Source organism: Escherichia sp. R1, assembly GCF_003000935.1.
GTDB classification, from domain to species: domain Bacteria; phylum Pseudomonadota; class Gammaproteobacteria; order Enterobacterales; family Enterobacteriaceae; genus Escherichia; species Escherichia coli.
The window spans coordinates 86616-101839 of record NZ_PSRU01000022.1 but is presented as its reverse complement, the minus strand read 5'-3'; the positions used below and the strand labels follow the sequence as shown (position 1 = coordinate 101839).

Genomic DNA, 15224 nt, shown 5'->3' with positions numbered 1-15224 from the left:
CCGTCCGCCACTCGTCAGCAAAGCAGCAAGCTGCTTCCTGTTACCGTTCGACTTGCATGTGTTAGGCCTGCCGCCAGCGTTCAATCTGAGCCATGATCAAACTCTTCAATTTAAAAGTTTGATGCTCAAAGAATTAAACTTCGTAATGAATTACGTGTTCACTCCTGAGACTTGGTATTCATTTTTCGTCTTGCGACGTTAAGAATCCGTATCTTCGAGTGCCCACACAGATTGTCTGATAAATTGTTAAAGAGCAGTTGCGACGCGGCTTTCAGCTCACTGTCGCGAGGTGGCGTATATTACGCTTTCCTCTTTCAGAGTCAACCCTGAATTTCAGGATTTTTCTCTTCAACCGAACCGGCTGTTTGTGTAAAGTGATTCACATCCGCCGTGTCGATGGAGGCGCATTATAGGGAGTCGTTTCAGGAAGACAAGCGGAAAAATGCATTTTTATTTCAACCGCTCATCTTTTAATCATCACGCCGGTTTTTGCTGCTTTTTTATCGCTTGCGGAAGGTCTGCCAGACTATTTAACACCCAATCCGCCGCGTTTTCTGCTTCAGGCGTAATAGGTTTACCCGTACGCACCAGCACTTTTGTTCCCACGCTCGCCGCAGCCGCTGCCTGCATATCTTCTAATTTATCGCCCACCATATAAGAAGCGGCCATATCAATATGCAAATAATCGCGTGCTGACAAAAACATCCCCGGATGTGGTTTGCGGCAGTCGCAGACCTGGCGAAACTCTTCAACACTACCCTGCGGATGATGCGGGCAATAATAGATGCCATCCAGATCGACATCGCGGTCCGCCAGCGACCAGTCCATCCACTCGGTCAGCGTTTCAAACTGTGCTTCAGTAAATTTACCGCGAGCAATGCCAGACTGGTTGGTTACTACCACCAGCGCAAAGCCCATTTTTTTTAGCTCGCGCATGGCGTCAATAACACCGTCGATAAATTCAAAGTTGTCGATCTCATGGACATAGCCGTGATCAACATTAATGGTGCCATCACGGTCAAGAAAAATTGCGGGTACGCTCTTCGCCACCTTTTATAGCTCCTTAATAAGGCATGTGACGCTAGTATCGCATGTTTCGACCTGCAAGAAAGTGCTCTTCGCATAAACCTGATTGATTTAGACGTCTGGATGCCTTAACATCCATTTCATTGACGGCGATGCCCGTTCCAGGCATTCGAAATGCCACGACTAACTTAATGACGATAATAAATAATCAATGATAAAACTTTCGAATATCACCAAAGTGTTCCACCAGGGCACCCGCACCATCCAGGCGTTGAACAACGTCAGCCTGCATGTGCCAGCTGGACAAATTTATGGCGTTATCGGTGCCTCAGGCGCGGGTAAGAGTACGCTTATACGTTGTGTAAACCTGCTGGAGCGCCCAACCGAGGGTAGCGTGCTGGTTGATGGCCAGGAGCTGACCACGCTGTCAGAATCTGAGTTGACTAAAGCTCGCCGCCAGATTGGTATGATTTTCCAGCATTTTAACCTGCTCTCTTCGCGTACTGTTTTTGGCAACGTGGCTCTGCCGCTGGAGCTGGACAACACGCCGAAAGACGAAATCAAACGTCGCGTGACGGAATTGCTGTCATTGGTTGGTCTTGGTGATAAGCATGATAGCTATCCGTCGAACCTTTCCGGTGGGCAGAAACAGCGTGTGGCGATTGCCCGTGCGTTAGCCAGCAATCCTAAAGTATTGCTGTGTGATGAAGCCACCAGCGCGCTGGACCCGGCAACGACACGTTCTATTCTCGAACTGCTTAAAGACATCAACCGCCGTCTGGGTTTGACGATTCTGTTGATCACCCACGAAATGGACGTTGTGAAGCGCATTTGTGATTGCGTGGCGGTTATCAGTAATGGCGAACTGATCGAGCAGGACACGGTAAGTGAAGTGTTCTCGCATCCGAAAACGCCGCTGGCGCAGAAGTTTATTCAGTCGACCCTGCATCTGGATATCCCGGAAGATTATCAGGAGCGTCTGCAAGCGGAACCATTCACTGACTGCGTGCCGATGCTGCGTCTGGAGTTTACCGGTCAATCGGTCGATGCCCCACTGCTTTCTGAAACCGCGCGTCGTTTCAACGTCAACAACAACATTATTAGCGCGCAGATGGATTACGCCGGTGGCGTTAAGTTCGGCATCATGCTGACTGAAATGCACGGCACACAACAAGATACGCAAGCCGCCATTGCCTGGCTGCAGGAACACCATGTAAAAGTAGAGGTACTGGGTTATGTCTGAGCCGATGATGTGGCTGCTGGTTCGTGGCGTATGGGAAACGCTGGCAATGACCTTCGTATCCGGTTTTTTTGGCTTTGTGATTGGTCTGCCGGTTGGCGTTCTGCTTTATGTCACGCGTCCGGGGCAAATTATTGCTAACGCGAAGTTGTATCGTACCATTTCTGCGATTGTGAACATTTTCCGTTCCATCCCGTTCATTATCTTGCTGGTATGGATGATTCCGTTTACCCGCGTTATTGTCGGTACATCGATTGGATTGCAGGCAGCGATTGTTCCGTTAACCGTTGGTGCAGCACCGTTTATTGCCCGTATGGTCGAGAACGCTCTGCTGGAGATCCCAACCGGGTTAATTGAAGCCTCCCGCGCAATGGGTGCCACGCCAATGCAGATCGTTCGTAAAGTGCTGTTACCGGAAGCGTTGCCGGGTCTGGTGAATGCGGCAACTATCACCCTGATTACCCTGGTCGGTTATTCCGCGATGGGTGGTGCAGTCGGTGCCGGTGGTTTAGGTCAGATTGGCTATCAGTATGGCTACATCGGCTATAACGCGACGGTGATGAATACGGTACTGGTATTGCTGGTCATTCTGGTTTATTTAATTCAGTTCGCAGGCGACCGCATCGTCCGGGCTGTCACTCGCAAGTAACGTTCAACACAACATAAATAATTGAAGAAGGAATAAGGTATGGCGTTCAAATTCAAAACCTTTGCGGCAGTGGGAGCCCTGATTGGATCACTGGCACTGGTAGGCTGCGGTCAGGATGAAAAAGATCCAAACCACATTAAAGTCGGCGTGATTGTTGGTGCCGAACAGCAGGTTGCAGAAGTCGCGCAGAAAGTTGCGAAAGACAAATATGGCCTGGACGTTGAGCTGGTAACCTTCAACGACTATGTTCTGCCAAACGAAGCATTGAGCAAAGGCGATATCGACGCCAACGCCTTCCAGCATAAACCGTACCTTGATCAGCAACTGAAAGATCGTGGCTACAAACTGGTCGCAGTAGGCAACACTTTTGTTTATCCGATTGCAGGTTACTCCAAGAAAATCAAATCACTGGATGAACTGCAGGATGGTTCGCAGGTTGCCGTGCCAAACGACCCAACTAACCTTGGTCGTTCACTGCTGCTGCTGCAAAAAGTGGGCTTGATCAAACTGAAAGATGGCGTTGGCCTGCTGCCGACCGTTCTTGATGTTGTTGAGAACCCAAAAAATCTGAAAATTGTTGAACTGGAAGCACCGCAGCTGCCGCGCTCTCTGGACGACGCGCAAATCGCTCTGGCAGTTATCAATACCACCTATGCCAGCCAGATTGGCCTGACTCCAGCGAAAGACGGTATCTTTGTCGAAGATAAAGAGTCCCCGTACGTAAACCTGATCGTAACGCGTGAAGACAACAAAGACGCCGAAAACGTGAAGAAATTCGTTCAGGCTTATCAGTCTGACGAAGTTTACGAAGCAGCAAACAAAGTGTTTAACGGCGGCGCTGTTAAAGGCTGGTAATATTTAGGCTGTTTCCACAATTTGTAATATCATTCAGGACGGGCGCTTGCCCGTCTTGTCATTTTTACAAGCGCCTGATTCAATATTGACGTTTTGATCATACATTGAGGAAATACTATGCGTGCTTTACCGATCTGTTTAGTAGCACTCATGCTAAGCGGCTGTTCCATGTTAAGCAGATCCCCTGTCGAACCCGTTCAAAGCACTGCACCCCAGCCGAAAGCGGAGCCTGCAAAACCGAAAGCGCCGCGCGCCACGCCGGTCCGAATTTATACCAATGCAGAAGAATTAGTCGGCAAACCGTTCCGCGATCTCGGTGAAGTCAGTGGCGACTCTTGCCAGGCCTCTAATCAGGACTCTCCGCCGAGCATTCCAACCGCACGTAAGCGGATGCAAATCAACGCCTCGAAAATGAAAGCCAATGCGGTATTACTGCATAGCTGCGAAGTCACCAGCGGTACGCCAGGCTGCTATCGTCAGGCTGTATGTATCGGTTCTGCGCTTAACATCACGGCGAAATGAGCAGTTTCCAGTTCGAGCAAATAGGCGTTATTCGCTCGCCCTATAAAGAAAAATTCGCCGTTCCGCGCCAGCCAGGTCTGGTAAAAAGCGCCAACGGCGAACTACATCTCATTGCTCCCTACAACCAGGCCGACGCCGTTCGCGGCCTGGAAGCATTCAGCCATTTATGGATCCTTTTCGTCTTTCATCAAACGATGGAAGGCGGCTGGCGTCCGACTGTGCGTCCGCCTCGTCTTGGCGGTAATGCCAGAATGGGTGTTTTCGCTACGCGCTCCACTTTTCGCCCTAACCCAATTGGTATGTCGCTGGTAGAGCTGAAAGAGGTTGTTTGCCATAAAGACAGCGTGATTCTGAAGCTCGGCAGTCTGGATCTGGTCGATGGTACGCCGGTAGTGGATATCAAACCGTATCTCCCCTTTGCCGAATCGCTTCCCGATGCCAGTGCCAGCTATGCGCAAAGTGCGCCAGCGGCAGAAATGGCGGTGTGTTTTACCGCAGAGGTCGAAAAGCAGCTTTTGACGCTGAAGAAGCGTTATCCGCAGTTAACGCTGTTTATCCGCGAAGTACTGGCGCAGGACCCGCGCCCGGCCTATCGTAAAGGTGAGGAAACGGGCAAAACCTATGCCGTCTGGCTGCATGATTTTAACGTTCGCTGGCGCGTCACCGACGCAGGTTTTGAAGTCTTTGCGCTGGAACCGCGTTAAATTCACGCCCTTCTCTTTTGACATTTCTTTTGCACTGGTAAACTAAATCACTTTTTTTGTCCCAGGCTCGCCTTGAGCCTGTTCTACCTTCCAACTGGAACCGTAACAACATGCGTACTAGCCAATACCTGCTCTCCACTCTCAAGGAGACACCTGCCGACGCCGAGGTGATCAGCCATCAGCTGATGCTGCGCGCCGGGATGATCCGCAAGCTGGCCTCCGGGTTATATACCTGGCTGCCGACCGGCGTGCGCGTTCTGAAAAAAGTCGAAAACATCGTGCGTGAAGAGATGAACAACGCCGGTGCGATCGAGGTGTTAATGCCGGTGGTTCAGCCATCTGAACTGTGGCAAGAGAGTGGTCGTTGGGAACAGTATGGCCCGGAATTGCTGCGTATTGCTGACCGTGGTGACCGTCCGTTCGTACTCGGCCCAACTCATGAAGAAGTGATTACAGACCTGATTCGTAACGAGCTGAGCTCTTACAAACAGCTGCCGCTGAACTTCTATCAGATCCAGACCAAGTTCCGCGACGAAGTGCGTCCGCGTTTCGGCGTCATGCGTTCCCGCGAATTCCTGATGAAAGATGCTTACTCTTTCCATACTTCTCAGGAATCCCTGCAGGAAACCTACGATGCAATGTATGCGGCCTACAGCAAAATCTTCAGCCGCATGGGGCTGGATTTCCGCGCCGTACAGGCCGATACCGGTTCTATCGGCGGTAGCGCCTCTCACGAATTTCAGGTGCTGGCGCAGAGCGGTGAAGACGATGTGGTCTTCTCCGATACTTCTGACTATGCAGCGAACATTGAACTGGCAGAAGCTATCGCGCCGAAAGAACCGCGCGCTGCTGCTACCCAGGAAATGACGCTGGTTGATACGCCGAACGCGAAGACCATCGCGGAACTGGTTGAACAGTTCAATCTGCCGATTGAGAAAACGGTTAAGACTCTGCTGGTTAAAGCCGTTGAAGGCAGTAGCTTCCCGCTGGTTGCGCTGCTGGTGCGCGGTGACCACGAGCTGAACGAAGTTAAAGCAGAAAAACTGCCGCAGGTTGCCAGCCCGCTGACTTTTGCGACCGAAGAAGAAATTCGTGCCGTGGTTAAAGCCGGTCCGGGTTCACTGGGTCCGGTAAACATGCCGATTCCGGTGGTGATTGACCGTACCGTTGCGGCGATGAGTGATTTCGCTGCTGGTGCTAACATCGATGGTAAACACTACTTCGGTATCAACTGGGATCGCGATGTCGCTACCCCGGAAATTGCTGATATCCGCAACGTGGTGGCTGGCGATCCAAGCCCGGATGGTCAGGGTACGCTGCTGATCAAACGTGGTATCGAAGTCGGTCACATCTTCCAGCTGGGTACCAAGTACTCCGAAGCACTGAAAGCCTCCGTACAGGGTGAAGATGGCCGTAACCAAATCCTGACGATGGGTTGCTACGGTATCGGCGTAACGCGTGTGGTAGCTGCGGCGATTGAGCAGAACTACGACGAACGCGGCATCGTATGGCCTGACGCTATCGCGCCGTTCCAGGTGGCGATTCTGCCAATGAACATGCACAAATCCTTCCGCGTACAGGAACTTGCTGAGAAACTGTACAGCGAACTGCGCGCACAAGGTATCGAAGTGCTGCTGGATGACCGCAAAGAGCGTCCGGGCGTGATGTTTGCTGATATGGAACTGATCGGTATTCCGCACACTATTGTGCTGGGCGACCGTAACCTCGACAACGATGATATCGAATATAAATATCGTCGTAACGGCGAGAAACAGTTAATTAAGACTGGTGACATCGTCGATTATCTGGTGAAACAGATTAAAGGCTGATGCCAGAAAGGGTCCTGAATTTCGGGGCCCTTTTTTACATGGATTGTATAAAATGGATAAACCAAAGGCGTACTGCCGCCTGCTTCTCCCCTGCTTTCTTTTACTTTCGGCCTGTACCGTTGATATCAGCCAGCCAGACTCATCAGCCACAGTGGTAAATGCCGAGGCGAAAACATGGGCTGTTAAATTCCAGCATCAAAGCTCTTTCACCGAACAATCAATAAAAGAAATAACGGAACCAGATCTCAAACCCGGCGATTTGCTTTTCTCCTCAAGCCTTGGGGTAACCTCATTTGGTATCCGCGTATTCAGCACTTCCTCTGTGAGTCACGTTGCAATCTATTTGGGAGATAATAACGTTGCCGAAGCGACAGGCGCTGGCGTCCAGATTGTTTCCCTTAAAAAAGCCATAAAGCATAGTGATAAGCTTTTCGTCTTACGAGTCCCGGATCTTACCCCGCAACAAGCCACAGAAATCACCGCGTTCGCCAACAAAATTAAAGATAGCGGTTACAACTATCGCGGCATTGTCGAATTTATTCCATTTATGGTGACTCGCCAGATGTGCTCACTAAATCCGTTCTCCGAGGATTTTCGTCAACAGTGCGTCAGCGGCCTGGCGAAAGCGCAGTTAAGCAGTGTGGGCGAAGGAGACAAAAAGTCGTGGTTTTGTTCGGAATTTGTCACTGATGCATTTGCCAAAGCCGGGCATCCGCTTACGCTGGCGCAATCAGGCTGGATTAGCCCTGCCGATCTGATGCATATGCGTACTGGCGATATCTCTGCGTTTAAGCCAGAAACGCAGTTACAGTATGTTGGGCACATGAAGCCTGGGATTTATATCAAGGCAGGCCGCTTTGTTGGGCTGACTCAGTGATAAAAGCCAGCCTCGTGCGCAAAATGCCGGATGCGGCGTGAACGCCTTATCCGGCCTACAAAATTGTGCTAATTCAAAATATTGCATTGTATGCTTTAGGACTGATAAGCGCAGCGCATGAGGCAATATTTCATTTGTTTCTGTCTCAAGACGGGTTACAGCCCCAAACTACTGCAATCCTGGTTTGGGTAAAATTTACCTGCCGTATCGGGCGCTAATACTTTGGTCGGCGCACCGGTATCCGGATTAGCCTCAAGCGTAAAGTGACCTTCTACTGACAGTAATACCGGTTTTTCACTGTTACCGCGCGCAGCCAGGTAGCCACGCTCCAGCTCTGCGTTATTCGCCACCATGAAACGTTTTCCGGTCGCGCAATCAGTGAAGGTCGCCGCATCAGCCATATAAAAATACATGCCCCGCAGGGTCATCGGTGTCATGGGTAAGCTGGATTGTGCCGGTTCCAGCGTATAGTTGAACTGCGATTCAATCGGATTACCTTCACGATCGAGCATCTCCAGCGCATCTCCTTTCGCGCGATAATATGACTTTTCACCTTTGCTATCGGTTAATACCAGCTTGTCAGCGGTTCGCGCCCATGTACCGTAGGAAGCGAAGGAGGAAGGTTCTTCACGAGCCCCCAGATAACGCTCATTCATCACCCAGGTTCCGTCTTTTTCGAGGAACAGAGAGGTTTCGATTCCTTCGCAATCAGCACACGGCAGCACGCCGCGCCAACTTTGCGGCATCGGTTTCAGTTCGGCAGCCTGTGCCGGAGAAAGCGTATCGACTTCGGCCCGATTATTACATCCCATCAGAGTAAAGAGGCTGATTACAGCCATCGCTGTCACTATCGCTTTTTTCACCATCCATTCCTTCTTTTTATTCCCGACCGCTGCGCACTTTGCCGCGCATCGCCTTCACGCTTGATTTTTGTGCTTTCGATGCCAGCCTGCGCTCTTTTGATGCGCGGGTGGGCCGCGTGGGTCGTCGGGCTTTTTGTTCTGTTGTTAAATCTTTAATCACTGCCACCAGCCGGGCCAGCGCCGCTTCGCGGTTGAGCTCCTGATTGCGGTATTCCTGTGCCTTAATGACAATCACCCCATCACTGCTGATCAAGTGATGGCTGGCGGCGAGCAGACGTTCTTTGTAATACTCTGGCAGGCTGGACGCCCGAATGTCAAAACGCAGATGAATAGCCGTTGAGGTCTTATTAACATGCTGCCCGCCCGCGCCCTGCGCACGAATGGCGGTGATCTCAAGCTCACCATCGGGGATAGCAACATGTCGGGAAATCACAATCATGAAGGTTGTTGCCAGGCGGTTAAGTTCACTTCCAGATTATTCTTATCATCCGATAACCAGATCACGCCATCCTGAATCGTTGCCTGCAGCGTCATGGTACGATCGGCAAAGGCGCTTACTTTCGCCAGTTGTTCATCGTCCAGATACCAGATGGAAAGATTGGCAAACTGCGCACATTTGCTCTGATTTTGCTGCCACCAGATTTGCGCCGCCCGACTATTATAGGCAAACAGCGCCACTTCTGCGGCCTGGGTGCAGGCTTTCTTAATCCGTCGCTCATCCGGCAGCCCCAGCTCAATCCACAAATCAATACCCAAATGATCGTTACGCAGCCACGCTTCCGGCTCATCATCGGCACACAAACCACGGGTAAATTGCAGACGTTCATCGGCATATTTTAGCCACGCCAGCAGGCGCAGCATCATGCGCTCCTGGGTTTCTGAAGGATGGCGCGCCAGCGTCAGAGAGGCATCGAGAAACTGGTTGCGGTCGAGATCGGCCACATTAACCGTCGCTTTATAAATTGTCGCTTTAAGCGCCATAAGAAAACTCCTTTCGAATCAGGAGGCCATTGTAACGGAATACGTGCAGTTGCGGCGCTGATATTGCAGAAATGAGTGTGGTATAGTCACCTTGCGAAACAGAGTTTATCTTCGTAGGCTTAGACTTGCATCCACGGTTAAGTCAGAGTGCTGACAGGAGGGCATGTGGAAAAATATTGTGAGTTAATACGCAAGCGGTACGCGGAAATCGCCAGCGGAGACTTAGGATACGTTCCGGACGCGCTGGGCTGCGTTTTGAAAGTGCTGAATGAAATGGCTGCCGACGACGCCCTTTCTGAGGCTGTCAGGGAAAAAGCAGCATACGCTGCGGCAAACTTACTGGTGAGCGATTATGTCAATGAATGATACGTATCAACCAATCAATTGTGATGATTACGATAATCTTGAGCTCGCCTGCCAGCATCATTTAATGCTGGCACTTGAGCTGAAAGATGGCGAAAAATTGCAGGCGAAGGCCAGCGATTTAGTCTCCCGCAAAAATGTGGAGTATCTGGTCGTCGAGGCCGCTGGTGCAACCCGCGAGCTGCGTCTGGATAAAATTACCAGCTTTAGCCACCCGGAAATCGGTACGGTGGTGGTGAGCGAGTCCTGATTGACTTTCGCCGGATGCGACGTTTGATGCGTCTTATCCGGCTTTCACTTGACTAAGCGTTTTCTGCCAGACAAAACTGACGCCATTCTCACCTACAGCCACACCTTCTTGCGTCACAAATACCCCTGCCGCCGCAATCAGCGTTTCGCCATAAAACAGCAGTGGCGTGGTGTCACGTAGCCACGGCGGAACGCCTAACTCTTGCCAGATTTTCTTCAGCTTACGTCCGCCGTTGCGCCCGACAATATGCAGCAATCCTGGCGCTTTGAAACGCACGCTGACCGCTTCGTCTGCACGCGGAGGGCGAATATCGCCTCCCGCAGTAAGCTGTACACTTCCCAGCCCCGCCGGTAATTCCAGCGGTTGTAGCCACGTCTGCCACGGCAGAATGGTTTCGCTTTGCCCAGTGACGGATTTAATCCACCACAGTTGCGACTGATAGCGGCGGATTTCAAACGCACCCAAACGTAAACAGGGGGAAGCATCTTCTCGCGCCAGCGCCACTTCCTGCCAGATCCTCACCAACGCGTCGCGGGAAGGCATCGGTGCATTCTGCCCTGCCAGCCAGCGGCGGATAATCGCCGCGCGACGGGCATCACTCATCGCCAGCATTGGCGCAATCTGCAGCGTCCCCTGCGGAGTTTGACAGTGCGCTAAATCATCCGCCAGCAGTTCATCTAACAGGCTCTCTTGTTCAGCGCAAAGTGCGGCGCTGCGGGCTGTTGCTTCGGCAAAATGCGGCCAACGCTGCTGCAATAACGGCACTACGCGCAGGCGCAGAAAGTTACGATCGTAGCTATCATCCTGATTACTTTCGTCTTCAATCCAGCGTAAACCATGCGCCAACACCCACTGCACCAGTTCCCCCCGCGTGCGGGCAAGCAACGGGCGGATAAGCTGTGTTCCGGCAAACTCCGAAACTTCCGCCATAGCCGAAAGCCCGGCAGGGCCGCTACCGCGTTTTAGCGCCAGCAGAAAGGTTTCACATTGATCGTCGAGATGTTGCGCTGTAACCAGCACTTCACCGGGCAACAAGGTGCGGGCAAATGCCTGATAACGTGCCTGCCGCGCCTGGGCCTCAATACCTAGCCCCTCTTGCGCAAGCTGCACACGTTCGACCACCAGCGGCACCTGCCACTGTTGGCAGATGTTTTCACAATGTTTCACCCAGGCATCAGCATTGGCGCTTAAACCGTGATGCACATGGATAGCGCGCAGAGTGACGCCCGGATTTTCCGTCCGCCACTGCACCAGTTGATGCAGTAAGACAGTAGAATCAAGGCCGCCGCTAAAGGCCACCAGAATCTGGCGTGAGGAGAGAAGTTGTCTATTGAGCGTGAGTGTCATGATGGTGCGATTTTACAGTAGCAATGCCGGGCACGTTACCGGGCAAATGCGGCGATGACAAGCCTTACTGCTCATACAGTTCCAACGGCAGCCCGTCCGGATCGTTAAAGAACGTGAAGCGTTTTTGCGTGTAGGGATCGACACGGATGGCTTCACACTTCACGTTATGGCTTTCAAGGTGCGCCACTGCCGCATCGATATCATCAACGCTAAAAGCCAGATGACGCAGGCCGCAAGCTTCCGGTCGGCTGGGGCGCTCCGGCGGGAACGGAAATGAGAAAAGCTCAATCACATATTGTCCATTAAGCGCCAAATCCCCTTTCCACGAGTCGCGCGCTTCGCGATAGACTTCGCTTTGCAGCGTGAAACCAAGAATATCGCAGTAGAAAGCTTTGCTCATCGCATAATCCGTCGCAATAATCGCAATATGGTGAACCTGTTTTAAACCCAGCATAACGTCTCCTTTATTTGTTAACAGCACGTTACTCGCCCGGAAGCCGCTCTGGCAAGTTATCCTGCCATTTTTAGGACTCGTACGCGGTAAACACCGTCTTCGTCCTGTTTCGCGCCGTGAATATCCGTTTCAAAACCGGGGTAATGTTGCCCTACGGAACAAAGCATCAGTAGAAAATCGAGTACCGTGCGGCTCTCTTCGGTAAGCATTTCTCCCGGCATCAGCAGCGGTACGCCGGGTGGATAAGGCAGGATCATATTTGCCGATACTCTACCGACCAGTTGTTCCAGCGCAATGGTTTCTACTTCGCCTTTAATCTGTCTCTGCCATGCCTGATGTGGCGTCATGATCATCTCCGGCAAGGTATCAAATGCCCGCAACATCAAACCGGGAAGATCGTGTTTACGAATCAGCTTATGGATCCCTTGCGCCAGATCCTGAATACGCATATTGCGGTAGAAATCGGGATCTTCTGCATAGAGATCGGGCAGCATATTTTTGATCCGCAGGTTGAGATCGTAAGAGCGCTTAAATTCCGTCAACCCACGCAATAATCCCATTGCTTTGGTTTTATCGATGCCAATACTAAAGAGAAACAGCAGGTTATAAGGGCCGGTTTTCTCTACTACGATCCCACGTTCGTCGAGGAATTTTGCCACCAGCGCCGCCGGGATCCCCTCCTCGCTCATATTGCCCTGCTCGTCCATCCCCGGTGTCAAAATAGTGACTTTAACCGGATCGAGAAACATGTGATTGGCATCCGCATCGCTAAAGCCGTGCCACTGTTCGCCAGGCGCAACGGGCCAGCATTCGGCTTCATCCACCTGCGGCGGTTGCCAGATATCGAAAAACCAGCCGTCAGACTCTTCCCGCAGCCGCTGGACCTCTTTGCGAAAATGCAGAGCTCGTTCTACTGAACGGTTAATCAGCCGTTTGCCCGGATTACCACGCAACATCGCCGCCGCCGTCTCAACAGAAGCAACAATGGGATAACTGGGCGAGGTGGTGGTATGCATCATAAAGGCTTCGTTAAACGCCTCTTCGTCATACTCACCTTTAATGTGGATCAGCGACGCCTGCGATAACGCCGCCAGCATTTTGTGGGTCGACTGCGTTTCGAAGATCACTTTTCCTGCAACACGCTCGCCGCTCATACCACTTTTACCCTGGTAGATTGGATGAAAATGGGTGTACGGCACCCAGGCAGAATCGAAGTGAATCGACGGGACATCCAGCGTCTGTTTGATCCAGTCGGTGTTGTAGAGCAAGCCATCATAGGTGGAGTTGGTGATCACCGCATGAACCGGCCATTGTGCCTGCGTGGTGGCAGCGACTTTCTCTTCGATGCTGTCGCGAGTAAATTCACGGCGCGGGATCCCACCCAGAATCCCCAACGCATTACGCGTCGGTTTCAGCCAGACTGGCACTACATCGTTCATCATCAACAGATGCGCCAGCGATTTATGACAATTGCGGTCGATCAACAGCGTACTGCCGGATGGCGCGGCGTACATACCCACAATTTTGTTCGACGTCGATGTTCCGTTGGTAACGATATAACTCTGTTCCGCGCCAAACGTCCGCGCGATGTACTCTTCCGCTTCCAGGTGTGGCCCGGTGTGGTCGAGCAACGAACCAAGCTCGGTGACCGAAATAGAGACGTCCGCCTTGAGGGTATTCCCGCCGAAAAAATCATAAAACAGACAGCCAACCGGGCTTTTTTGATATGCGGTGCCGCCCATATGCCCCGGCGTACAAAAGGTGTACTTCCGCTCTTTGACGTAGGTAAACAAGGCTTTCGTGAACGGCGGCGTAATGTTATCAAGATATTCGTTGGTGTACTGACGCATACGAATGGCGATATCTTCCGCCTGCCCCAGCGCATATTCAAAAAACCAGAGCGCCATCCGCATATCCTGCACGCTGACATCCATCGTCGAGTGGGTGTTGATGAAGGCATAAAGCGGGAGATATTCATTAAGTTGATTGATATCGCTACATAAATCGAGACTGTACTCATCCCAGTCAAAAATCACGCCGCAAATTCGTGGGTTATGTTCGATAAACTTCAGCAAATCAACGCTGTTTTGTGGCCAGATAATCTGAAAGCCTTGCGCCACCAGCGCCGACTCCAGTTCTTTGATGGGCTCATCTTTATAAAAGACGCCATGCGGTCCCATAATGGCAATGATGTTCATGTGTTCCTCCTGGTAAATCCTTCCTTAATCATAGCCTGCTCAAACCGTGGCGATAAAAAAGGGCCACCGAAGTGACCCTTTTCAGAACATTTGCCGATTACGCGTAGCCGTAGCTCATCAGGCGCTGATAACGACGATTTTTTAAATCTTCAGTGCTTAACACGTCGAGATCGGCCAGATCCGCCAGCAGCTGCGCTTTCAGAGACGCCGCCATCGCTTCCGGGTTACGGTGAGCACCGCCCAGCGGTTCCGGGATGATGGAGTCGATCAGTTTCAGCTCTTTCAGACGCGGAGCGATGATACCCATCGCTTCAGCCGCCAGCGGCGCTTTGTCAGCGCTCTTCCACAGAATGGACGCACAACCTTCCGGCGAGATAACGGAATAGGTGCTGTATTGCAGCATATTCACTTTATCGCCCACGCCAATCGCCAGCGCACCACCAGAACCACCTTCACCGATAACCGTACAAACTACCGGTACGCCGAGGCGAGACATTTCACGCAGGTTGCGTGCAATGGCTTCAGACTGACCACGTTCTTCTGCGCCCACGCCCGGATAAGCCCCCGGGGTGTCGATAAAGGTGATGATAGGCATCTTAAAACGTTCAGCCATTTGCATCAGACGCAGTGCTTTGCGGTAACCTTCTGGCGCTGGCATACCAAAGTTACGGCGAATTTTTTCTTTGGTTTCACGACCTTTTTGATGACCAATGATCATCACCGGACGACCATCGAGACGGGCGATACCACCGACGATAGCTTTATCGTCTGCATACGCGCGGTCTCCAGCCAGTTCGTCAAATTCATCAAATGCCAGGCGAACGTAATCCAGGGTATAAGGACGCTGTGGATGGCGTGCCAGTTGCGCAATCTGCCATGCACCGAGATCGGCGAAGATTTTACGCGTCAGTTCTACGCTTTTTTCACGCAAACGATGCACTTCTTCATCGATGTTAATATCCAGTTTCTCATCCTGACGGCTAACCGCGGTCAGAGAATCGATTTTCGCTTCCAGCTCTGCAATCGGCTGTTCAAAATCAAGGAAATTCAGACTCATAGTATTCCT

General features: G+C 51.7%; 17 protein-coding genes and 1 rRNA gene. 9 read left to right on the top strand and 9 right to left on the bottom strand.

All coding sequences use genetic code 11. The features are described from left to right. Both C4F37_RS22850 and gmhB read right to left on the bottom strand, forming a co-directional pair. A 16S ribosomal RNA gene (locus tag C4F37_RS22850) occupies positions 1–112 on the bottom strand; the annotation flags it as partial. Between the two features lie 365 nt (positions 113–477). Continuing rightward, positions 478–1050, bottom strand: a complete 573-nt coding sequence (gmhB, locus tag C4F37_RS22845) for a D-glycero-beta-D-manno-heptose 1,7-bisphosphate 7-phosphatase (RefSeq protein ID WP_001140167.1) — start codon at positions 1048–1050, stop codon at positions 478–480. 187 nt (positions 1051–1237) lie between these two features. Between gmhB and metN the strand changes: the two genes are divergently transcribed. From metN to C4F37_RS22810, 7 genes are all read left to right on the top strand, one after another. Beyond that, positions 1238–2269 (top strand): methionine ABC transporter ATP-binding protein MetN, encoded by a 1032-nt coding sequence (metN, locus tag C4F37_RS22840; protein ID WP_000593994.1) that lies wholly within the window; start codon positions 1238–1240, stop codon positions 2267–2269. Next, the gene (locus C4F37_RS22835) at positions 2262–2915 is read left to right on the top strand and encodes a methionine ABC transporter permease MetI (protein WP_001294595.1); all 654 of its coding nucleotides are present in this window, start codon (positions 2262–2264) and stop codon (positions 2913–2915) included. Before metN ends, C4F37_RS22835 begins: the two co-directional genes overlap by 8 nt. 39 nt (positions 2916–2954) lie before the next feature. Next, the gene (metQ, locus tag C4F37_RS22830; RefSeq protein ID WP_000874226.1) at positions 2955–3770 is read left to right on the top strand and encodes a methionine ABC transporter substrate-binding lipoprotein MetQ; all 816 of its coding nucleotides are present in this window, start codon (positions 2955–2957) and stop codon (positions 3768–3770) included. A 117-nt stretch (positions 3771–3887) separates the two neighbouring features. Further along, positions 3888–4292, top strand: a complete 405-nt coding sequence (rcsF, locus tag C4F37_RS22825; protein WP_001202329.1) for an Rcs stress response system protein RcsF — start codon at positions 3888–3890, stop codon at positions 4290–4292. After that, entirely contained in the window at positions 4289–4996 is a 708-nt protein-coding gene (gene tsaA, locus C4F37_RS22820; protein WP_000094007.1) for a tRNA (N6-threonylcarbamoyladenosine(37)-N6)-methyltransferase TrmO, read from the top strand. The genes rcsF and tsaA overlap by 4 nt, the downstream gene beginning before the upstream one ends. Positions 4997–5106: 110 nt before the next feature. Beyond that, positions 5107–6825, top strand: a complete 1719-nt coding sequence (gene proS / locus C4F37_RS22815; protein WP_001260694.1) for a proline--tRNA ligase — start codon at positions 5107–5109, stop codon at positions 6823–6825. Positions 6826–6877: 52 nt separating this feature from the next. Continuing rightward, entirely contained in the window at positions 6878–7702 is an 825-nt protein-coding gene (locus C4F37_RS22810) for a YaeF family permuted papain-like enzyme (RefSeq protein ID WP_000360465.1), read from the top strand. A gap of 155 nt (positions 7703–7857) precedes the next feature. Here C4F37_RS22810 and nlpE read toward each other — a convergent pair whose 3' ends face one another. The 3 genes from nlpE to C4F37_RS22795 are packed head-to-tail and all read right to left on the bottom strand — an operon-like array spanning position 7858 to position 9546. Then, positions 7858–8568 carry an envelope stress response activation lipoprotein NlpE gene (gene nlpE / locus C4F37_RS22805; protein WP_000239186.1) on the bottom strand — a complete coding sequence of 237 codons (711 nt, stop codon included), beginning with the start codon at positions 8566–8568 and terminating at the stop codon, positions 7858–7860. Between the two features lie 13 nt (positions 8569–8581). Further along, entirely contained in the window at positions 8582–9004 is a 423-nt protein-coding gene (arfB, locus tag C4F37_RS22800; RefSeq protein ID WP_000635534.1) for an alternative ribosome rescue aminoacyl-tRNA hydrolase ArfB, read from the bottom strand. Next, positions 9001–9546 (bottom strand): YaeQ family protein, encoded by a 546-nt coding sequence (locus C4F37_RS22795; RefSeq protein ID WP_001540755.1) that lies wholly within the window; start codon positions 9544–9546, stop codon positions 9001–9003. Before C4F37_RS22795 ends, arfB begins: the two co-directional genes overlap by 4 nt. Before the next feature lie 165 nt (positions 9547–9711). On the opposite strand from C4F37_RS22795, the gene C4F37_RS22790 reads away from it, so the two are divergent. Continuing rightward, complete coding sequence (locus tag C4F37_RS22790) at positions 9712–9912, top strand: YaeP family protein (RefSeq protein WP_000417058.1); 201 nt, start codon at positions 9712–9714, stop codon at positions 9910–9912. After that, positions 9899–10159: a Rho-binding antiterminator gene (gene rof / locus C4F37_RS22785; protein WP_000062305.1), complete on the top strand. Its 261-nt coding sequence runs from the start codon at positions 9899–9901 to the stop codon at positions 10157–10159. Before C4F37_RS22790 ends, rof begins: the two co-directional genes overlap by 14 nt. Positions 10160–10192: 33 nt before the next feature. Here the strand turns inward: rof and tilS are convergent, their stop codons facing one another. The 4 genes from tilS to accA form a co-directional block, all read right to left on the bottom strand. Continuing rightward, on the bottom strand, positions 10193–11506 hold the full coding sequence (tilS, locus tag C4F37_RS22780; RefSeq protein ID WP_001773843.1) for a tRNA lysidine(34) synthetase TilS: 1314 nt from the start codon (positions 11504–11506) through the stop codon (positions 10193–10195). Between the two features lie 64 nt (positions 11507–11570). Continuing rightward, entirely contained in the window at positions 11571–11960 is a 390-nt protein-coding gene (locus tag C4F37_RS22775; RefSeq protein WP_000901082.1) for a VOC family protein, read from the bottom strand. Positions 11961–12016: 56 nt separating this feature from the next. Further along, positions 12017–14158: a lysine decarboxylase LdcC gene (gene ldcC, locus C4F37_RS22770; protein WP_001540752.1), complete on the bottom strand. Its 2142-nt coding sequence runs from the start codon at positions 14156–14158 to the stop codon at positions 12017–12019. 97 nt (positions 14159–14255) lie between these two features. Then, positions 14256–15215 carry an acetyl-CoA carboxylase carboxyl transferase subunit alpha gene (gene accA / locus C4F37_RS22765; RefSeq protein WP_000055741.1) on the bottom strand — a complete coding sequence of 320 codons (960 nt, stop codon included), beginning with the start codon at positions 15213–15215 and terminating at the stop codon, positions 14256–14258. Positions 15216–15224: the final 9 nt, after the last annotated feature.